This is a genomic window from Aeromonas sp. ZOR0001 (assembly GCF_000801015.1).
In the GTDB taxonomy this organism is placed as follows: Bacteria; Pseudomonadota; Gammaproteobacteria; order Enterobacterales; family Aeromonadaceae; genus Aeromonas; species Aeromonas veronii.
Window position 1 is genome coordinate 57,956 of sequence record NZ_JRJY01000041.1, and the last position, 19,829, is coordinate 77,784.

Consider the following 19,829-nt stretch of genomic DNA (forward strand, 5'->3'; position numbering starts at 1 on the left):
GGCATCCTTGTGAGGTTTTTGCACCAGAGTGGCAATGATTTGATCGTAGTGGCTGTTATTGGGGTAATTCGCTCATATAATCGCCGCCACTATGATGATTCGGAAGGATTCGATGGCAAAGTTGCTGGTGGCCGTATTCGGGCTGCTCTGTTCCTGTCTGGTGTTGGCAGGTTCGGCGCCTCAGGCTACCCCACTCAAGCCCGGTATGGAACCGCTGCTCAGCTGGTTCAACGGGGCCTTTACGAGCCGGGAGCAGGCCAGTTACGACAGCCGCTTTACCAGTGCCGAGCTGCGTCTGATGGAGATTTGGCCCGGCTATCAGGGCTATCGCTGGGTCTATGCCGAGCAGTATCTGAGCATGCGCTCCGTCCGTCCTTTCCGCCAGCGCATCTATCGCTTCTCACCCGCCCCTGACGGGCGGATCCTGATGGCAGAGCTGACCATGCCCCGTGCCACCGATTTTGCCGGTGCCTGGCATGATCCCGCCCTGCTCGACAGTCTGACCCCGCAGCAGCTCTCCTTGCGTCACGGATGCGAGATTTGGCTGACACGCACTCCCTCCGGCGAATATGCCGGTCACACCCGGGTGGGCCACTGCTCCACCGATTTTGGCGGTGCCACGACGCTGGTGCAGCATATCTGGATTGGCCCCGATAGCGTCAGATTGCTGGATCGCGCCTATGACAACGCAGGGAGTCCGCGCTGGGGCAGCCCGGGTGAGGGGTATGTCTATTTGCGTCGTTCCAAAGGATTTGGCCAGTAGGGGAGAGTGCGTCTGGCTGCGGGAACATGAAGGATGAAAAACAGGGATCGTAAAAAAGGCGCCCGATGGGCGCCTTTTTCAGAATTCTTCAGAAGTAAAATTACTTCTTGGTGGTCATCGCACCGAAACGCTTGTTGAACTTGTCTACGCGGCCGCCGCTAGAAACTTCTTTCTGCTTGCCGGTGTAGAACGGGTGGCACTCGGAGCACACGTCCAGGTTCAGATCTTTACCGATGGTAGAGAAAGTGTTGATGACGTTACCGCAAGAGCACTTGGCGGTGATGGCTACGTAGTCAGGATGGATACCAGCTTTCATGGACAACCTCAATTAATAGGCCGTGTCGCCATCCGATCTCTTGTCGGACACCACACGATTGTTGAACACAGTTTCAAAGGCTGCGAATAATATAGGAAATGCCTGATATCAGGCAAGTGGCTTCGCAGAAAAAATAGGCAACCCCTGGTGAATTCTTCCCAAACGCTGGATCTGGTTCGTGTCGCTGTCCCGGTACCGTTACGCCGTCACTTCGACTATCTCTCTCCCCTGCCGTTACCTGCCCCCGGTTGCCGGGTCGAGATCCCTTTCGGTCCCCAGACCCTGGTCGGGCTGGTGGTGGATCATCCGGCTGACAGCCAGGTGCCCCGCAACAAGCTCAAGCCCATCAAGCGTGTACTCGATGCGACGCCGGTGCTGGGGCCGGATATTCTGGCGCTGATGAACTGGAGCGCCAGCTACTACCAGCATCCGCTGGGGGAAGTGCTGCCCCACGCCTTGCCGGTGTTGGTGCGCAAGGGGGAGCCTGCCGCCTATCGCGAGCTGGAGTTCTGGTTTGCCACCGAGGCAGGCATGGCCATCGACCTTAACGAGCTCAAGCGGGCGGCCAAGCAGCAGCAAGCGCTCGCCCTGCTGCGCAAGGGGCCGCAGACCCCCTCCGCCCTCAAGCAGGAGGAGATCCAGAGCGCCGCTCTCACCGCGCTGGAGAAGAAGGGGCTGCTGGAGAAGCGCTCGCTGGAGCCAAGCCATGACGGCGACTGGGCCGCCCGTTTTGAACCGGGGGAGGGGCTGCGCCTCAACGGCGAGCAGGCATTGGCCGTCTCTGCCGTTACCAGCCAGAGCAACCAGTTCGGCGCCTTCCTGCTGGATGGCATCACCGGTTCCGGCAAGACCGAGGTTTACCTGAGCATCCTCGAGCCCCTGCTCAAGACGGGCAAGCAGGCGTTGGTGATGGTGCCGGAGATCGGTCTCACCCCGCAGACCATCAACCGCTTCCGGCGCCGCTTCAACGTGCCGGTGGTGGCGATGAACTCCGCCATGAACGATCGGGAACGGCTCGACGCCTGGCTCGCCTGCCGCGACGGCGGCGCCGCCATCCTGATCGGCACCCGCTCCGCGGTATTCACCCCGTTTCACAACCTCGGCATCATCATCATCGACGAGGAGCACGACGGCTCCTTCAAGCAGCAGGACGGTTTTCGCTACCACGCGCGGGATCTGGCGGTGATGCGGGCTCATCGTGCCGGTATCCCCATCCTGCTTGGCTCGGCTACCCCGTCGCTGGAGACATTGCACAACGCCCGCACCGGCAAGTATCACCATCTCACCCTGACTCGCCGTGCCGGTAACGCCCAGACCGCCCGTCAGGTGATCCTGGATATCAAGAGCGTGCGGCTGCAGGCCGGGCTCTCCCCCCAGTTGGAGCAGCTGATGGCGGAGCATCTGGCGGCGGGCAATCAGGTGATGCTGTTTCTCAACCGCCGTGGCTATGCCCCGGCTCTGATCTGCCACCAGTGCGGCTGGAGCGCCGCTTGCGAGCGTTGCGATGCCTGGTACACCTGGCATCAGGCCGGACGACGGCTGCACTGTCACCACTGTGACAGCGTGCGCCCGCTGCCCCACCACTGCCCCGAATGTGGCAGCAACGAACTGATCGGATCGGGAGTGGGCACCGAACAGCTGGAACAGCTGCTTACCACAGTGTTCCCGCAATATCCGGTAGTGCGCATCGATCGGGACAACACCCGCCGCAAGGGGGAGTTGGAGACCCATCTCGGTGACATCAAGGCGGGCAAGTACAAGATCCTGATCGGTACCCAGATGCTGGCCAAGGGTCACCACTTCCCGGACGTGACGCTAGTGGGTCTGCTGGATGTGGATGGCGCCCTGTTCAGCGCCGATTTTCGCGCCGCCGAGAAGCTGGCCCAGCTCTACACCCAGGTGGCGGGTCGTGCCGGGCGCGCCAGCAAACCCGGGTTGGTAGTGCTGCAGAGCCACCATCCGGAGCACGCCCTGCTGCAGGATCTGACCCAGAACGGTTACGGCCACTTCGCCGATACGGCGTTGAAAGAGCGCCGCTTGTTGGGGCTGCCGCCGTTCAGCTATCAGGGGCTGTTCCGCGCCGAGGCCAACGGCCGCGACGAGGTGCAGCTGTTCCTCGCCCGCCTCGCCGATACCCTGCGCAGCGCCCGCTATCCCCACGTTCAGGTGCTGGGACCCATCAGCGGCTTTATGGAGCGCAAGGCGGGCAAGTTCCGCATGCAGTTGCTGGTGCAGGGGCCGAACCGGGCACCGCTGGCCCAACTGCTGGACTGGGCGGTGAAGGAGCTGGAAGGCTGGCCTGAGACCAAAAAGGTGCGCTGGAGCCTCGATATCGACCCCACCGAGCTGAGTTGATAGCACCGGCGCCGGTCGCTGGCAGTTATCGTCAGCGACCGATGGGTGATTTCATTTCAAGGCTCAGACCCGCAGATCGATCTGCTGCACCCAGCCTCCTTTACCCTGTTCGGTGAGATAGAGGCCGGATTGGCGCAGCACCCCCTGATTGCCGCTCTCTCCCAGATGGTTGAAGGGGGTGTCGAGGGGGCGCAGCAGGATGGCGCCGATCCCCAGTTCGACCAGAGCTATAGGTGCGTGCTCCGGATGCCAGAACTGCAGGGCTGAAAACTGGCTATCCCCTTCATCCAGCACCCCGTTGCCATCCTCATCCAGGGTTGCCAACTCGTCGAAGCCATTGCCGGAGCGAGCACCAAACAGCTCGCCCCCATCGTCTATGGTGCCGTTGCCATTGCGATCCAGCGCCACAAAGCCGCTCCCTTCCCGCAGACCCGGCAGGCTATCCTCCTTGCCATCCTGATCAATATCGAAAGTGACCCGAGCCTCGGTCAGATCGGCGATCTTGCCATCCAGACTGAGCACCAGCGGGTCTTTCAGGGCATTGAGGGTGGTGCGCCGCTGGCTCACCTCCAGCTGACGCCAGTCGAGCACAAAGCCGAGATCGAGCTGAATAGTCTGACCATCCCGAGTCGCTACGCTTGCTGACGCCACCACGTTGAGCTGCTCCTGTTGCAGCAGGGTGTCTGTCACCTCCACCAGTTGGTCCGGCTCGGCGGCCTGAGCAGCGGCATCTCCTTGGGTCACTCCATCGCCCCCCTCTTCGGAGGGTTTGATCGGCTTGGGCAGCTCGATTTCGTGGCCCAGCATCGCTTCAATCATCAGCTTGATCAGCCGCTGGCGGTTATCCAGTCCATCGTCGGGAATACCATCCTGCTCTTTGCCGACGTTCGCTGCGGGCGGGGCGGGAGGTGTTGCAGCTTGCTGGCTGGCGGCTGATTGCCTTGCGGTTTGCAGCGTCAGGGCGCTGGTGAGGGTCAGAGTGCTGCTGCGTTCGCCGGCCGCAGCCGTGTTGTTGCCCTCCGGTGGATTGACGACGGTAGGCACTGGCCCAAGATTGCGCACCTTGCGGCTCTGGGTCTGTTGTTGCCGGTATTGTACCTCCCCCCGGAGGTCGTAGTGATCGATGCGCATACGTTCGCCCTCGGCGCTATACATCTGGTCAGTTATCGACCAGTCAATGAGCAGGGCTTAACACCAAATCGGACTAATCAGGGAGGTGGTTAGTACTAGGTTGCAAGGTGGTGGCGTGGCAGGATGGCAAGAGACTGGATAGTGGCGATCTAGTTGAACATTTTCAGGTAACGCGGCGCACTCTGGCTGACAAGCGGCATCGGTGAGGATAGGGAGAATTACATGAGAAATTGTCTGGTGATGGACGTGGCGGGCTATGGTGGATTCCTGTCTGGCGCCCCTTGCATCAATGATGTTGAGGGCTGCACTCATGCGTAACTGTCTGGTGATGGGAGCTGCAGGCTATGGTGGATTCCTGTCTGGCGCCCCTTGCATCAATGATGTTGAGGGTTGCACTCATGCGTAACTGTCTGGTGATGGGAGCGGCGGGCTATATCGGTTCCTATCTGGTGCCTCACCTGCAAACCCTCGGCTACAAGGTGATTGCCGGGGCGCGCCGTCCCTGCCGCTTGCCTGAGGGGGTCGAGTTTCGCCTCGCGGACAGCCTCAAACCCATCACCCTGCTGCCTGCGCTGGCGGGCATAGATACCGTCTTCTATCTGGTGCATGCCATGGGGGCGGGGGCCGATTTTCACCGGTTGGAGCAGCAGGGGGTAAAGAACTTCGCTGCCGCTGCCCGCGCCGCCGGGGTACGTCGCATCATCTATCTCGGGGCAATCCAGCCCGAGCAGTGCAACAGCCGCCATCTCAACTCCCGCCGCCATTGTGGCGAGTTGTTTCGCGAATCTGGCGTGCCGACGGTTGAGCTGCGCGCCGGCATCATCATCGGGCCCGGTTCGGCGGCGTTCGAGGTGATGCGGGATCTGGTGTTCAACCTGCCGATGATGGTGACGCCGAAATGGGTGCGCTCGCGCACGCCGCCGATTGCGCTGTCCAACCTGTTGCACTATCTGGGCGGGCTGGTAGAGGCAGACGAGGTGGATGGCCGCATCTTCAACGCGGTCGGCCCCGAGCTGCTCAGCTATCAGCAGCAGTTACAGAAGTTCGCCGCCCATATCGGCAAGCGCTGCCCCATCATTCCCATCCCGTTTCTGAGTCCGCGCCTCTCCGCCTGGTGGCTGCAGTTTGTCACTTCTGTGCCGCAACCGGTAGCCAAGGCGCTGGTGGGGGGTCTCAAGCACGATATTCCGGCCGATGATGGCCCGCTGCGGGCCCTGCTGCCACAGACTCTGCTCAGCTTCGACGAGGCGCTGGCGGAGAGTCTGGCGCTGGAGCAGAAGCTGGGTGCCGAGCAGCAGGGGCAGGAGACCCCCCTCGGCCTGCGCTGGCGCCATCCCGAATATGGCTTCTACGACCGTACCGCCAGCGGCGAGGCCATCTGTCTCGCCTCCCCCGAGGTGGTGTGGCAGGTGTTGCAGCAGCTGGGGGGAGAGCAGCGTTACTTCTACATGAACGAGCTGTGGGTGGTGCGCGAATGGATGGATCATCTGATCGGCGGCCCGGCCCGCACCCGTGGCCGCACCAATCCGGATCGTTTCGTGAAGGGTGACATGCTCGACTCCTGGCAGATCCTCGGGGTCGATGAGGGGCGCAGGCTCGATCTCTTGTTCAACATGAAGGCCCCGGGCGTCGGGCGGCTGGAGTTCAACATCCTGCCGGAGGAGTCTGGCCTGACCCGCATCCGGGGCACCGCTCACTGGCATCCGCAGGGCGCCTGGGGGCTGGCCTACTGGCTCGCCATGCTGCCGTTCCACCTCTTTATCTTTCAGGGGATGACCGAGGCCATCGCCCGTCAGGCTGAGGCGAGGGCAGGTATCCCGGTGATGGATTAACCCCTCTTCACACTATCCCCGCTGATAGAGTGCCCCGTTCGGGGCACTTTTTATGCGGCGGCCATGCCCGGTTATGGCAGATAGTGGTAGGCGTCTCATGGCAAAGGCTGGCATCATGCCGCGGTCTTGTTTACCGCGGATAGATAATCAGTCAGAAAAAGAAGGGATTATGAAGAAAAAACCGTCAATTTTGGGGGGCGCCTGCATCATTGCCAGCGTCTGCGTGGGAGCCGGCATGCTCGGTCTGCCGAGTTCGGGGGCGGGGGCCTGGACCCTCTGGTCGGTGCTGGCGCTGACCATCACCATGGTGATGATGACCCTCTCCGGCTGGATGCTGCTGGAATCCTTCCAGCACCACGATATGCGGGTCTCCTTCAATACCGTGACTCGCGAGCTGCTGGGGGAGAAGCTCAATCTCCTCAACAACCTCTCGGTCTACTTTGTTGGCGGCATTCTGCTCTACGCCTATATCACCTCCTCCGGTGCCATCCTGCAGGGGATACTGGGGATCGACAGCAAGCTCGCATCCGTGCTGTTCGTGGCGCTCTTCTCTGCGGTGGTGTGGCACTCGACTCGCGCCGTTGACCGTATTTCGGTGGTACTGATCGCCTTCATGATCCTCAGTTTCGCCCTCGGTGTGGCCGGGCTGCTCGGCAGTATCAAGCTGCCGACCCTGCTTGATCTGGCGGGCAGCGAGAGCCGCTACGCTCCCTATGCCATGGCGATGCTGCCGGTAGCGCTCACCTCGTTCGGCTATCACCACTCGGTGGCCTCCCTGCGTGCCTACTACCAGAACGAGCAGCAGGCCAGATGGGCCATTCTGGGGGGAACCCTGATCGCGCTGGCGCTCTACGTGCTCTGGCTGCTGGGGATCTTCGGCAACCTGCCCCGTCAGGATTTTGCTCCGGTGATTGCCAAGGGCGGCGATGTGAGCGTGCTGCTCTCAGCCCTCTCCGGGGTCATTGAATCGGAGAAGGTGGCCAGCGCCATCAACGGCTTCTCCATGGCGGCGATCCTCTCCTCCTTTATCGGGGTAGGGCTCGGGGTGTTCGACTATCTGGCTGATCTGTTCAAGTTCGACAACAGCCGCGCCGGTCGCTGTAAGACCTGGGCGGTCACCTTCCTGCCGCCGCTGCTGCTCTCCCTGCTCTTCCCGTTTGGCTTCCTGCTGGCCATCGGCTATGCCGGTGCCGCCGCCACCATCTGGACCTGCATCATCCCGGCACTGCTGGTGCTGCGCACCCGGGCGCGGGCCGAGCGGGGCGAAGTCACCCCCCATTTCGTCACCCCAGGCGGCAAGCTGATGGCTTGGCTGCTGATCCTGTTCGGATTGGCGACCGCGCTGTTCCACTTCCTGTCGATGGCAAATCTGTTGCCGGTCTATCTGGGCAACTGAGTCAGGTCTACAGCTCTGACAGAAAGGGCGGCAAGGCCAACTTGCCGCCCTTTTTGCTCCATTTTCACTCCATGCGGCAGAATCTATAACTAAAGTGGTAGGTGTGGGTGGGGTAAGGTGCTGAAATAACTGGTCTGATCTGGCTGGCGGTAGCATGATCTGCTGGGCATGCCCGCCGCTTTCTTTTATGATCCCCGCCCTTCTGCGTGCCCCCTGTCGGCACCTCATTTGCACCAACCACATCGGGGTCCCCCATGTCCGATCTGCGTCAAGAAGCTCTCGATTACCACGCCCAGCCCGTACCGGGCAAAATTGCCATCGCCCTGACCAAGCCTGCCGAAACCGCCCGTGATCTGGCGCTGGCTTACAGCCCGGGTGTTGCCGAGCCGGTGCGCGAGATCGCTGCCAACCCGGCCGATGCCTACCGTTATACCGGCAAGGGCAATCTGGTGGCCGTCATCTCCAACGGCACCGCCATTCTGGGGCTGGGTAATCTGGGGCCGCTGGCCTCCAAGCCGGTGATGGAGGGCAAGGCCCTGCTGTTCAAGCGCTTTGCCGGTATCGACGCCATCGACATCGAGGTGAAGCACGAGACCAGCCAGCAGTTTATCGACACGGTGACGGCTATCGCCGATACCTTCGGCGGCATCAATCTGGAAGATATCAAGGCACCTGAGTGCTTCGAGATTGAAGAGGCGCTGATCGCGCGCTGCGATATTCCGGTGTTCCATGATGACCAGCACGGTACCGCCATCGTCACCGCCGCCGGCCTGCTCAACGCGCTGGAAGTGCAGGGCAAGCAGATCAGTGACAGCCGCATCGTCTGCATGGGGGCGGGGGCTGCCGCGACCGCCTGTATGGATCTGCTGATCAAGTGTGGCGCCAGGGCGCACAACATCTTCATGCTGGATCGTCAGGGAGTGATTCACACCGGCCGCAGCGATCTCAACAAGTACAAGCAGCGCTTCGCCAACGAGACCCCGCTGCGTACCCTGATGGATGTCATCGAAGGGGCGGATGTGTTTGTCGGTGTTTCCGGCCCCGATGTGTTGCCCGCCGAAGCGGTCGCCCTGATGGCGCCCAATCCGGTGATCTTCGCCTGCTCCAACCCGGACCCGGAGATCAAGCCGGCGCTGGCCCACGGGGTGCGCAGTGACCTTATCATGGGTACCGGCCGCTCCGACTACCCGAACCAGATCAACAACGTGCTCTGCTTCCCCTTCATCTTCCGCGGTGCCCTCGACGCCCGCGCCAGCCGCATCAACGATGCCATGAAGATTGCTGCGGTCGAGGCGATCCGCGCGCTGGCCAAGGAGCCGGTGCCGGCCGAGGTGCTGACCGCCGCCGGGGTCAGCGAGCTCGCCTTCGGCAAGGATTACGTCATTCCCAAGCCGATGGATGCCCGTCTGCTGCCACGGGTTGCCCGCGCCGTGGCGCTGGCAGCGGTGGCCTCCGGCGTCGCCCGCATCGAGCTGCCCGCGGACTACATGCTGTAATCCGGCGTTGCAAACGGCCCCTTTATCGGGGCCGTTTTTATCTCTGCTTCTGGCGACAGCCAGAGACGCCATCCGGGCGACAGGTTAGGGCATATGGAGGCAAATCGGGTTCAAAGGTGGTCAAACAGCGCTCTCCTCTGACACAATATTGCCACTATGACGCTAACGAGAATCAAGATGCAGCAGCCTGTCAGTGGCCGTTTGGCCCACGCCCTCTCCTTCTTGCGCCATGATGGTCGCCACTTTGCCCAGTTTGTCTGGGGCCGTTTCCAGCAGGACAGATTGACGGTTACCGCCGGTTATCTGGCCTATGTCACCCTGCTTTCACTGGTGCCGATGATCGCCGTGGTCTTTGGCATGATGTCCGCCTTCCCGGTGTTCCAGAGCCTCAAGCAGGCGATGGAGCAGTTCGTCTACCACAACTTCGTGCCGACCGCGGGCGACATGCTCAAGGAGTACATCGACGGCTTCGTCGCCAATGCCACCAACACCACGGCTGTGGGGATTGGGGCGCTGGTGGTGGTGGCGTTGATGCTGATCTCCGCCATAGACAAAAACCTCAACTACATCTGGCGTTCGACCCAGGGCCGCCCGCTGGCGCAGGCCTTTGCCATGTACTGGATGATCCTGACCCTGGGGCCTGTGCTTATCGGGGCCAGTATCGCCATCTCCTCCTATATCTTCTCGCTGCGGCTGTTTGGCGCCGAGAGCCTGTTCGGTATCGGTTATCTGCTGTTGCGCGGTTTGCCGTTCCTCTTCTCGGTGCTCACCTTCCTGCTGGTCTATACCGTGGTGCCGAATTGCAAGGTGCGGCTGATCCACGCCTTTATCGGTGCGCTGGTAGCTGCGACCCTGTTCGAGCTGGCCAAGCGCGGCTTTGCCATCTACATCACCAACTTCCCCTCCTATCAGGCCATCTACGGCGCGCTGGCCACCATCCCGATCCTGTTTGTCTGGGTCTATCTCAGCTGGCTGGTGGTGCTGCTGGGGGCTGAAACCACGGCCTGCCTCGGTGAATATGAGAAACCGGCGAGTGAGGAGCTTGGCTAAGCCATCGCCTTGGCCATCGGTTTATTGGTAGCATCGACGACCGCCCCTGTGAGGGGGCGGTCGTTCTGTTTTCAAAGGAGAGGGATGTGATTGCATTGATTCAGCGGGTCAGCGAGGCCAGCGTGACTGTCGAGGGGGAGGTGACCGGCGCCATCGGTCAGGGATTGCTGGTACTGCTCGGGGTAGAGCAGGGGGATGACGAGGCCAAGGCCGACAAGTTGCTGCATCGGGTTAGTGGTTATCGCATCTTTCCGGATCAGGAGGGCAAGATGAACCTCAATGTCAGCCAGATCGGCGGCAGTCTGCTGGTGGTCTCCCAATTCACGCTGGCGGCGGATACCAAGCGAGGGATGCGTCCCAGCTTCTCCTGCGGAGCTCACCCGAGCGAGGCCGAGCGGCTCTATGACTACTTCGTGGCCAAGGCCGCCGCCAGCGGCATCCCGACTGAAACCGGCCGTTTTGCCGCCGACATGAAGGTGGCGCTGGTCAACGACGGCCCGGTTACCTTCTGGCTACAGGTCTGAGGATGCCTGATCCCGCGGTGTGACGTGGACGATCACGTTGATAAGCCCCGCAACCGGATAGGGGGTGGCCGGGCCAATCCACTGCTCGATCAGCGTCAGGGCGTGGGTTAGCTCCAACGCGGTGCGCGGCAACAGGTTGATGACCAGGGTGCCGGTCAGGCGGGGAGCCAGCGCCCGGTAGAGTCGCTCCTGAAACAGCAGCAGCGGGTTGCCATCCTGACTGAAGAGATCGAGCAGAATGAGGTCGTACTGCTGTTCGCTCTGCTCCAAAAAGGCGAGGGCATCGGCCTGATGGAGTGCCGGAGCGGCGCGTTCATCGCTCTCCTGATGCTGGAAAAACTGCTGATAAACGGTTAGCACCTCTTCGTCGAGGTCGACGCACTCGTGGCGGGCCGAGGGCCAGCGCTGACTCAGATGGCGGGTGAGATCGCCGCCACCCAGACCCAGTTCGAGGATCTGCTCAGCCCGCTCCGGCAGCAGGCAGGCGATGACCCGTTGATGGGGCAGACAGAGGGCTGCGGGGTCGGCGAGCGACATGGCGGATTGCACCACGCCGTCTATCTCCAGCCAGCGGTGCTGGTCATTTTCCTGTACCGTGAGGCGGCGCTGAGGTTTGACGCTGAGGTGCAACAAGTGATCGGCTTGGTACGCTTGCAGATTGAAGTCCATGAATTTGCACGGCAAGATGGTTTCCGACCAGTGTAACTCAAGGATGAAACTATGTACCGGGTAGTCACCCCTCAGACAGTCGCCGAGCTGAATGCCTACTACCAGTTGCGCTGGGAACTTCTGCGTAAACCCTTCAATCTGCCCGTCGGTTCCGAGCGGGACGAGTACGACACTGTCGCCATTCACCGGCTGATGCTGGCACCCGATGGCACTCCCATTGCGGTGGGTCGCCTCTTTATCGGTGGTGACGAGGCGCAGATCCGCTTTATGGCGCTGCGTCCGGAATATCGCGGTCAGGGGCTGGGCGCCAAAATGGTGGAGGACCTCGAAGAGCTGGCCCGCAGCGAGAAGGTGAAACGGCTGGTGATGAACGCCCGTCAGGAAGCGGTGGAGTTCTATCGCAAGTGCGGCTTTCTCGAAGTGGGGGGCGGCCCCGTCTCCTTTGGCCGGATTCCCCATCGCCAGATGATCAAATCCCTGAGCCCATTGCAGACTATCCAGTACCGGCCGGAGTGGTGTCAGGATCTCACCACCCGCTGGTCGCGCGGGGTACCCATCAGCGAGAAGATGGGGATGCACATCAGCCACTACGATGGCCAGACTTTCCACCTCAAGGCCAATTTGGCGGCCAACTTCAACGTGCATGGCAGCATGTTCGCCGGCAGTGTCTACAGCCAGTGCGTGCTGGCAGGCTGGGGGCTGATCTGGTTGCAGCTTAAAGAGGAGGGGCTGGTGGGCGAGCCGGTGCTGGCCGAGAGCTCCATCAAATATCATGGCCCGGTCGATGAGGAGCCGGAGGCGCGAGTGGCCCGCGAGGGGATGCCCGCCGTGCTGCAGCCGCTCAAACGGGGCGAGCCTGCGACTTTCAGCCTCAAGATCCAGCTGTTCAGCGGCGGCAAGCTGGCGGCGGAGTTTTGCGGTCACTATGTGGTGCAGCCGCCCCGCCGCCCGGGCCAGTAACCGCGTCGTTTCCCCATCAAACAACAAGGCCTCATCATGAGGCCTTGTCTGTTTTTACCCTTGCTGGCTGTCGCTTGTCTGCCCGGCTTGGGTCTGCACTCGGGCCTGGTTTTGGGCTTTCGTTGCGGGAGCCGGTCGCCAGAGCGGGGCGCTGTTGCCTTGCGGCGGATAGCGCACTCCCACTTCCCAGCCGCAGGCGTCCTGCTTCTGCGGGAAGCTCCAGGCCAGCGTGGGTTCCGTCAGCGGCCCGCGCCACTGGCCGAGCAGCTCGGCGCAGCGGTTGCCGTTGAGGATCCCCAGATCCAGCTGCCACTGCTCGTTGACCAGATCGATCCCCCCTTGCAGTGCCAGCAGATGGGTGATGGTGGAGGCGCCAGCCTGCTCGATCTGCAGTTGCCCCTTATCGATCTTGCCCTGCAGCTTGATGCGGTAGAAGGGGGTGTCACCCTCCTGCATCGCCTGCCACAGCTGATCCGGCGTCAGGGTGGGCGGGGTCGCCCCCTTGAACCACTCATCCAGCAGCGGATCTATCTTTACCTTGTCCCAGAATGGCTCGTCGGCATCGAGGGCAAAGCTCCCCTGCAGGCTCTGGCGCCACTCGCCCGCCGTTTTGCCCTGTTCGGCTTGCAGGTCGGCGCTCACGTCCGCCTTGCCAGCGAAGGAGACAGGGGAGTGGAATATCTTGCCCCACTGCTGCAGATCCAGCTTGGTTGCCTGCAGCTGCAGGCGGCTGCTCTGGCCCGGTTCGCGACCCCACTGGCCACTCAGGTTGAAGGTGCCCTCATCCGGCAGCGAGCTGGTGAGTTTGCCCAGTTGCCAGGAGCTGGGGGTCAGCTCCCCATCCAGCTCGCCGTTGCGGGCGCTGAGGCCATCCCACACCAGCTCGAACCACTTGCTCTCGATACGAGCACGGCCGAGCAGCGGGCCGGGTTGGTTATCGCGCAGGGCGAGATCGCTCAGATAGAGCTGCCAGCCGGTCAGCGACAGGGGCAGGGTATCGTCGAAGGAGAGCACCTTGAGCTTGTCGAACGCCAGCTTGCGGATATCGACCTGCTGCGGGCGCCAGCTCTGCCAATCCTGCCACCACCCTTGTGGCAGGCTGATATCCATGCCGCTTAGCACCACGTCTTTCAGGGTCAGCTTCTGCTGCTGGCTATCGAGGGAGAGCTCGACATTGAACTCCCCTTCATAGGCCTTGCCCTGCAGTTCGCCGTCGATCTGCTGGGGCGAGAAGGCGAGCTTGCCCTTGATCTCCTCCAGCTGGAACAGACCGCGCCCCATGTCCCCCAGGGTGCCGCTCAGATAGCCGGTGGGCTGGTTGCCCGCCTGCCAGTTGAAGGCGGTGAGCTGGCCGCTGAAGTTGTTGAAGGAGAGCTCCTGATTGATGTCGTTGAGGCTGACGCCGTCCAGCTGGCCGCGATCCAGCGACACCCTTTGCAACGGGAAGCGCTGCGGGAAGCCTTGTTGTGTCAGATCCCCCAGCTCCACCCGCATGCCGCGCGCCTTGAGGTCATGCAGTTGCAGGGTGCGGGCGGGCCAGTCCAGCACCATGCCGGTCTCCAGCAGACCGTCGAACAGGTTGGTTACCAGCTTGTCGGTGCGCAGCACTTCTCCTTCCAGCCGTCCTTGCAGGTTGAGACGGGCGAAGGTGAACTGCGGAGTCTCCAGCTGGCCGATATTGAGGCTCAGGTTGGCCTGTTGCTGCCGTTTCGGATCGATCAGCTCCCAGTCGCTCAGGGTGGCATTGAGGCCGCGCAGGGTCAGCTCGGGGCTCTCCAGACTGAGCCGGTCTATGGTGCTGTCGCTGATGGTGAGGGAGTGCACCGGCAGGTTCGGCAGTTGGTTGGGCAGTGGCAGCTTGATGGCGGGACGGATCAGATCGAGATGGGCGATGCGCACGTCGCGGCTCAGCCAGTCGATGCTCTCGATCTCCAGATAGATCTTGTCGAGGGAGACCGCATCGCCATAGCGTACCTGCTCTGCCAGCAGGGTGTAGGGGTGCAGTGGGTTGAATACCAGCCGTCCTATGGTGACCGGCACACCGGTCTGCTGGCTGATCCAGCTGGCGATGGGGCCTTTGGCTCGCTCGGCGTCGAACAGGCCGAGGGCAACCCAGACAAACAGCAGCAGGAAGGCGAAGGTGTAGAGCAGGCCGCGTAGCCAGGAATTCATGGTTGCTTTCCTCCTGTTTTGGGATGTGTTGTCAGGCGTTTGAGTAGTGGTCTCGCAGACCGAGCCAGCGCCGTATCAAGGATTCGACATGACTAGGATGCCTATCCATAAGGAAGCGTGCCATCTTTTGCACCTGCGGAATAAGCGGCTGATCCCGCACCAGATCGGCGATCTTGAGATCGGCCAGACCTGTCTGGCGGGTGCCGAGCAGTTCCCCCGGGCCGCGCAGTTCCAGATCGCGCTGGGCGATGAGGAAGCCGTCGTTGGTTTCTCGCAGTACCCCGAGCCGGCTCTGGGCCGTCTTGGACAAGGGGGCATGATAGAGCAGCACGCAGTGTGAGGCTACCGCACCCCGGCCAACCCGCCCGCGCAGCTGGTGCAGCTGCGCCAGCCCGAGCCGTTCCGGGTTCTCGATGATCATCAGGCTGGCGTTGGGCACATCCACCCCCACCTCGATGACGGTGGTGGCGACCAGCAGTTGCAGTATGCCCGCCTTGAACTCCTCCATCACCCGCTGTTTCTCCACCGGCCGCATCCGACCGTGCACCAGCCCGATGTGCAGGCCGGGCAGCAGGTTCTGCAGCTCGGCGGCGGTATCCTCGGCGGCCTGACACTCCAGCACCTCCGACTCCTCGATCAGGGTGCAGACCCAGTAGGCCTGCTTGCCCTCGGTGCAGGCGAGCTTGACCCGCTCGATCACGTCGCCGCGACGGCTGTCGGGCAGCGCCACCGTGGTGATGGGGGTTCGGCCCGGCGGCAGTTCGTCGATGACCGAGGTGTCGAGGTCGGCATAGGCGGTCATCGCCAGGGTGCGAGGGATGGGGGTGGCGGTCATGATGAGCTGATGGGGATGTACCCCTTCCCGCTCCCCTTTCTCGCGCAGGGCTAGGCGCTGATGCACCCCGAATCTGTGCTGTTCATCGATGATGACCAAGGCGAGGCGCTGGAACACCACCTGCTCCTGAAAGATGGCGTGGGTGCCCACCACCATCTTGACGCTGCCATCGGCGATGGCTGCCAGCGACTCTTCCCGCGCCTTGCCTTTCTGTTTGCCCGCCAGCCAGCCGACTCCGATGCCGAGCGGCTCCAGCCATTTGGCGAAGTTGATGGCGTGCTGTTCCGCCAGCAGCTCGGTCGGCGCCATCAGCCCCACCTGACAGCCGTTGCCGATAGCCTGCAGGGCGGCCAGCGCCGCGACCAGGGTCTTGCCGGAACCTACGTCACCCTGCACCAGCCGCATCATGGGGTGGCTCTGTTGCAGATCCTTGCTTATCTCGGCCACCACCCTGCTCTGGGCGCCGGTGGGCTTGAACGGCAGGGCGCCGAGCAGCTGTTTAACCAGCGTGGGCGCCGGTTTGAGGGCGCGAGCCAGCTGGGTTTGCGCCTGAGCGCGCACCTTGAGTACCGAGAGGTTGTGCGCCAGCAGCTCCTCCAGTACCAGTCGCTGCTGGGCCGGATGCTGGCCGCTTTCCAGCAGCGGCAGCGCCACCGAGGGAGGCGGGCGGTGCAGCAGCTTCAGGGCGGCGGCCAGCTCAATCTGATGGGGATAGAGTCCGGCGGGCAGCAGCTCCTCCACGCCATAGAGGTCGAGCTGGGCCAGCGCCTGATCGGTGAGGTTGCGCAGGGTGAGCTGGCGCAGCCCTTCGGTAGTCGGGTAGACGGGGGTGAGCGCCTCTTCGGTCTGGCCTGCTTGCTCCTCGCCGAGCAGCTTGTACTCGGGATGGGCCATCTCCAGCCCGTATTTGCCGGGGCGCACCTCGCCAAAGCAGCGGATCAGGCGGCCCGCCGCCAGACTGTTTTTCTGGGCGGCGGTGAAGTTGAAGAAGCGCAGGGTGAGGGTGCCGGTGCCATCGCTGATGCGACAGACCATCATGCGGCGGCGCCCCATCACCAGCTGAGTGTCCTGGATTTCGCCCTCGACGGCGCCGTGCAGGCCGGGCGGCAGATCGCCGATGGGCCACACTTGGGTGCGGTCCTCGTAGCGCAGGGGGAGGTGGAACAGCAGGTCCTGTACCGTGGCCAGCCCCAGCCGCTCGAGCTTCTCCAGCATCTTGCTGCCGACACCCTTGAGGCTATCGAGAGGAATTTTATCCAATTTCATCAATTAGATGCCCGAAAACACTGTAAATATGTCCAGATGATAGGGGTTGTTGAGGGGCCGATGCAAGCCGAGTTGCTGCTGGCAGGGCCGCCAACGTAGGGGAAACGGCGGATATAACAAAGGCCTGCCGAAAACGGGAGGCCTTTGTGTGGTTGCCAACAGGCAAGGTGCGGGCGCATGGCGCCCAGGGTCAGATGATGCGTTTAAGCAGCAAATGGGCCTTGACCCGGTGGATCCGTCCCAGCAGCTTGCGCACCTGTTCCGGGTAGTCCTGGATCTGTTCCACCTGATCGAAGTGGCTGATCCGCTTGGTGTTGGTCAGGATGTTCTCCCGCTCCGCGTTGAACTGGGGACGCAGCAGGTGGCGACGATCGTGTACCAGCAGGCCGTTCTCCAGATCCAGCGCCCAGGCGCGGGGGTTGAGGTTGTTGCCGGTGAGCAGGGCCCACTCGTCATCCACGAAGATCCCCTTGAGATGGTAGGAGTTGCGCTCGCAACACCAGAGCATCAGGTTGAGGCGACCGTCGTCGATGTGGCGCTGGTTGCGCTCGGCAAACTTGCGCAGGTTGGTCTCGTAGAGATAGGGCAGGCCACCGATGGTGGAGAACTTCTCTTCCGGCGGAATGAAGAAGTCGTTGGCGGTCTTGTCGCCCACTACGATGGTGACTTTGCAACCGCGCTGCAGCAGATCCTCGATATCCTTGCTCAACTCCTTGGGGGGGTTGAAGTAAGGGGTGCAGATGAAGATCTCCCGCTCGGTGGCACGCACCAGATTGCGGATCATCAGGTTGAGCTGATTGTTGCGCTTGCCCAGACCCACCATGGGGGTGACGGCCACCTCCTGGGTGTTGACCGGCATGGTGCTGAAGCGGTACTGGCTCTGGCGCAGGTTCTGCTTGAAGCGGCGGATCGGCCCCTTCAGCTGTTTGGCGCTGGGGATATCGCTGTGATCCAGTCGCTGCACCGCGTCGCTCTTCACGAACAGGTCATCCACATAGTTGACCATGCTGCGGGCCAGCTCCGGGCTGGTGATCTGGTGATAGCGATCGAAGCGGTAGCGATCTTGCTGGTGCAGGTAGATGTCGTTGAGGCTGGCACCGGAGTAGAGCACCACATCATCGAAGATGAAGCCCTTGAGGTGGAGCACGCCGAGCAGCTCGCGCCCCTTGACCGGCACGCCGTAGATTTCGATCTGGTACTCGTGTTCGGCAGCCATGGCCTGATACATCAGGTGGTTGCCGCCCTGCTTGCCCTTGCCGATCAGGCCGCGCTGGGCACGGTGGAAGTCGACGAACAGCTTGATGTCGAGGGCCGGATTGCGCTGCTTGGCGGCGTAGAGGGCGGAGAGGATCTCCCGGCCCGCTTCGTCATCCTGCAGATAGAGCGCGACCAGATAGATGCGCCGGGTGGCACTGGCGATAAGCGCAAGAATGCGGCGTTTGAAATCCTGGGCGCTGTAGAGCACTTCAAACTGATCCGCTGCGACGGCGATCTGGGGCAGGCGCGCCAGCAGTTGTCGATAATGGGCCGATGAATGCATAGATAAACCTGAAATCACGGGGTTAAGCGTTCCACTCGGAGCGATGAATAGGCGATTCTAGCAATCTCGCCCTCTCAGCCAAAGAAAGAATCATCAGAAAGATGAAAAAGGCCTCACGAGTGAGGCCTTTTTGTCAGCATTTTGCCCTTGTCAGAGGAAGCTGTAGATGATCATCGCCATCACGCCGCCAGTGGTGCCGATGATGGTCTCCATCACGGTCCAGGTCTGCAGGGTCTGCTTCTCGGTCAGGCCGAGGTAGCGGTTCGCCAGCCAGAAACCGGAGTCGTTGACGTGGGAGAGCACGATGGCACCGCCGCCAATGGCGATGGTGACGGCCGCCAGCTGGGCGCCGTTCAGGCCGAGCGGCTCCAGCATCGGCAGCACCAGACCACAGGCGGTCAGCATGGCGACGGTGGCAGAACCCTGAATCACCCGTACCGCGGCGGCCAGAATGAAGGCCAGCGCGACGATAGGCAGACCGGAGTCGGCCAGCATGTTGCCCAGCGCGGCGCCTACGCCGGAATCAACCAGCACCTGCTTGAAGACGCCACCGGCACCGGTCACCAGGATGATGACACCGGCGGGCTGGATGGCGCTGTTGCAGACGCTCATCACCTCGTCGCGGGACATGCCACGGCGAATACCCAGCAGATAGAAGGCGGCCAGACAGGCGACCATGATGGCAGTGAAGGGGTGACCGATGAACTCCAGCCAATTGTGCAGGGTGGAGCCCGCCTCGACGAAGCGACCGACGATGGTCTTGAGGCCGATCAGCAGCAGCGGCAAACCGATGAGGCCCATGGCCAGCCCGAAAGAGGGCAGGGATTTGCTGTCATCGTGGACACTGTTCTGGGCATCGGCAGGCAGCGGTACATCGACGATCTTGCTGATGAAGTCACCGAACAGCGGGCCAGCAAGGATCAGCGCCGGTACGGCAGCGATCAGACCGAACAGGATCATGTAGCCGAAGTCGGCACCCAGTTGAGATGCCACCAGGATCGGGCCCGGCGCCGGGATAAGGAAGGCCTGGCAGGTGGCGATACCGGCCAGCAGGGCGATACCGATCTTCACCACGCTGCCGCCACCACGACGGACGATGGCGAAGGCGACGCCGATCAGCAGCACCACGGCCACGTCAAAGAACAGCGGCAGGGCGCAGACAAAGCCGGTCAGGGCCATGGCCCAGTTGGCGCGCTTGACGCCGAACTTGCCGAGCAGGGTGTGGGCTACCCGGTCGAGGGCACCGGTCACTTCCATCACCTTGCCGAACATGGCGCCCAGCGCCACCACCACGGCGACGAAACCGAGGGTGCCACCCATCCCTTTCTGGATGGTGTTGGCGATGTCGGCCGGGTTCATGCCAGCGGCGAGACCCGCCACCATGGAGACCAGGATCAGGGCTACCACGGCGTGGAGCCGGGCCTTCATCACCAGGAAGAGCAGCAGCACAATCGAGCCGGCGGCTGTCATGATCAGGGAGAGGTCAGACATTGTTATGCGTTCCTTTTTCCAAGTTCAGTCGTG

15 protein-coding genes are annotated in these 19,829 nt (G+C 62.3%); 8 read left to right on the forward strand and 7 right to left on the reverse strand.

Translation table 11 applies throughout. The features are described 5' to 3' along the window. The first annotated feature begins 112 nt into the window (after positions 1-112). The gene (locus tag L972_RS05675) at positions 113-763 is read left to right on the forward strand and encodes a chromophore lyase CpcT/CpeT (protein WP_021230765.1); all 651 of its coding nucleotides are present in this window, start codon (positions 113-115) and stop codon (positions 761-763) included. A 100-nt stretch (positions 764-863) separates the two neighbouring features. Here L972_RS05675 and rpmE read toward each other — a convergent pair whose 3' ends face one another. Continuing rightward, positions 864-1,079 (reverse strand): 50S ribosomal protein L31, encoded by a 216-nt coding sequence (gene rpmE / locus L972_RS05680; protein ID WP_005340673.1) that lies wholly within the window; start codon positions 1,077-1,079, stop codon positions 864-866. A 147-nt stretch (positions 1,080-1,226) separates the two neighbouring features. On the opposite strand from rpmE, the gene priA reads away from it, so the two are divergent. Then, positions 1,227-3,434 carry a primosomal protein N' gene (priA, locus tag L972_RS05685; RefSeq protein WP_047436474.1) on the forward strand — a complete coding sequence of 736 codons (2,208 nt, stop codon included), beginning with the start codon at positions 1,227-1,229 and terminating at the stop codon, positions 3,432-3,434. Positions 3,435-3,497: 63 nt separating this feature from the next. Here the strand turns inward: priA and L972_RS05690 are convergent, their stop codons facing one another. Further along, the gene (locus L972_RS05690) at positions 3,498-4,589 is read right to left on the reverse strand and encodes a hypothetical protein (protein ID WP_047436477.1); all 1,092 of its coding nucleotides are present in this window, start codon (positions 4,587-4,589) and stop codon (positions 3,498-3,500) included. 374 nt (positions 4,590-4,963) lie between these two features. Here L972_RS05690 and L972_RS05695 point away from each other — a divergent pair, with 374 nt between their 5' ends. From L972_RS05695 to dtd, 5 genes are all read left to right on the forward strand, one after another. Next, complete coding sequence (locus tag L972_RS05695; protein WP_047436481.1) at positions 4,964-6,397, forward strand: DUF2867 domain-containing protein; 1,434 nt, start codon at positions 4,964-4,966, stop codon at positions 6,395-6,397. 169 nt (positions 6,398-6,566) lie between these two features. Beyond that, complete coding sequence (locus L972_RS05700) at positions 6,567-7,793, forward strand: aromatic amino acid transporter (protein WP_047436485.1); 1,227 nt, start codon at positions 6,567-6,569, stop codon at positions 7,791-7,793. Between the two features lie 254 nt (positions 7,794-8,047). Further along, entirely contained in the window at positions 8,048-9,289 is a 1,242-nt protein-coding gene (locus tag L972_RS05705) for a malic enzyme-like NAD(P)-binding protein (RefSeq protein ID WP_047436487.1), read from the forward strand. 177 nt (positions 9,290-9,466) lie between these two features. Next, on the forward strand, positions 9,467-10,339 hold the full coding sequence (locus L972_RS05710) for a virulence factor BrkB family protein (protein WP_005340664.1): 873 nt from the start codon (positions 9,467-9,469) through the stop codon (positions 10,337-10,339). Between the two features lie 86 nt (positions 10,340-10,425). Then, the gene (gene dtd, locus L972_RS05715; RefSeq protein ID WP_047436491.1) at positions 10,426-10,863 is read left to right on the forward strand and encodes a D-aminoacyl-tRNA deacylase; all 438 of its coding nucleotides are present in this window, start codon (positions 10,426-10,428) and stop codon (positions 10,861-10,863) included. Here the strand turns inward: dtd and L972_RS05720 are convergent. Beyond that, on the reverse strand, positions 10,852-11,532 hold the full coding sequence (locus tag L972_RS05720) for a spermidine synthase (RefSeq protein ID WP_047436495.1): 681 nt from the start codon (positions 11,530-11,532) through the stop codon (positions 10,852-10,854). The two genes, dtd and L972_RS05720, sit on opposite strands and share 12 nt — an antisense overlap. 51 nt (positions 11,533-11,583) lie before the next feature. On the opposite strand from L972_RS05720, the gene L972_RS05725 reads away from it, so the two are divergent. Next, positions 11,584-12,492 (forward strand): bifunctional GNAT family N-acetyltransferase/hotdog fold thioesterase, encoded by a 909-nt coding sequence (locus tag L972_RS05725; RefSeq protein ID WP_047436499.1) that lies wholly within the window; start codon positions 11,584-11,586, stop codon positions 12,490-12,492. Between the two features lie 54 nt (positions 12,493-12,546). On the opposite strand, the gene L972_RS05730 is transcribed toward L972_RS05725, so the two are convergent. The 4 genes from L972_RS05730 to gntU all read right to left on the reverse strand — a co-directional run bounded on the left by L972_RS05730 (position 12,547) and on the right by gntU (position 19,796). Continuing rightward, positions 12,547-14,664 (reverse strand): AsmA family protein, encoded by a 2,118-nt coding sequence (locus L972_RS05730; protein ID WP_047436503.1) that lies wholly within the window; start codon positions 14,662-14,664, stop codon positions 12,547-12,549. Positions 14,665-14,695: 31 nt separating this feature from the next. Next, entirely contained in the window at positions 14,696-16,765 is a 2,070-nt protein-coding gene (gene recG / locus L972_RS05735) for an ATP-dependent DNA helicase RecG (RefSeq protein WP_047436506.1), read from the reverse strand. 190 nt (positions 16,766-16,955) lie between these two features. Continuing rightward, positions 16,956-18,305, reverse strand: a complete 1,350-nt coding sequence (pssA, locus tag L972_RS05740; RefSeq protein ID WP_047436509.1) for a CDP-diacylglycerol--serine O-phosphatidyltransferase — start codon at positions 18,303-18,305, stop codon at positions 16,956-16,958. A gap of 150 nt (positions 18,306-18,455) precedes the next feature. Further along, entirely contained in the window at positions 18,456-19,796 is a 1,341-nt protein-coding gene (gene gntU / locus L972_RS05745) for a gluconate transporter (RefSeq protein WP_005355418.1), read from the reverse strand. Positions 19,797-19,829 lie beyond the last annotated feature (33 nt).

Excerpts from the sequence above, each read along its gene's own strand:
- L972_RS05675 (WP_021230765.1), top strand. The coding sequence starts at position 113 with ATGGCAAAGTTGCTGGTGGCCGTATTCGGGCTGCTCTGTTCCTGTCTG.
- rpmE (WP_005340673.1), bottom strand. The coding sequence starts at position 1,079 with ATGAAAGCTGGTATCCATCCTGACTACGTAGCCATCACCGCCAAGTGC.
- L972_RS05690 (WP_047436477.1), bottom strand. The coding sequence starts at position 4,589 with ATGTATAGCGCCGAGGGCGAACGTATGCGCATCGATCACTACGACCTC.
- L972_RS05695 (WP_047436481.1), top strand. The coding sequence starts at position 4,964 with ATGCGTAACTGTCTGGTGATGGGAGCGGCGGGCTATATCGGTTCCTAT.
- L972_RS05700 (WP_047436485.1), top strand. The coding sequence starts at position 6,567 with ATGAAGAAAAAACCGTCAATTTTGGGGGGCGCCTGCATCATTGCCAGC.
- L972_RS05705 (WP_047436487.1), top strand. The coding sequence starts at position 8,048 with ATGTCCGATCTGCGTCAAGAAGCTCTCGATTACCACGCCCAGCCCGTA.
- L972_RS05710 (WP_005340664.1), top strand. The coding sequence starts at position 9,467 with ATGCAGCAGCCTGTCAGTGGCCGTTTGGCCCACGCCCTCTCCTTCTTG.
- L972_RS05720 (WP_047436495.1), bottom strand. The coding sequence starts at position 11,532 with ATGGACTTCAATCTGCAAGCGTACCAAGCCGATCACTTGTTGCACCTC.
- L972_RS05725 (WP_047436499.1), top strand. The coding sequence starts at position 11,584 with ATGTACCGGGTAGTCACCCCTCAGACAGTCGCCGAGCTGAATGCCTAC.
- L972_RS05730 (WP_047436503.1), bottom strand. The coding sequence starts at position 14,664 with ATGAATTCCTGGCTACGCGGCCTGCTCTACACCTTCGCCTTCCTGCTG.
- recG (WP_047436506.1), bottom strand. The coding sequence starts at position 16,765 with ATGAAATTGGATAAAATTCCTCTCGATAGCCTCAAGGGTGTCGGCAGC.
- pssA (WP_047436509.1), bottom strand. The coding sequence starts at position 18,305 with ATGCATTCATCGGCCCATTATCGACAACTGCTGGCGCGCCTGCCCCAG.
- gntU (WP_005355418.1), bottom strand. The coding sequence starts at position 19,796 with ATGTCTGACCTCTCCCTGATCATGACAGCCGCCGGCTCGATTGTGCTG.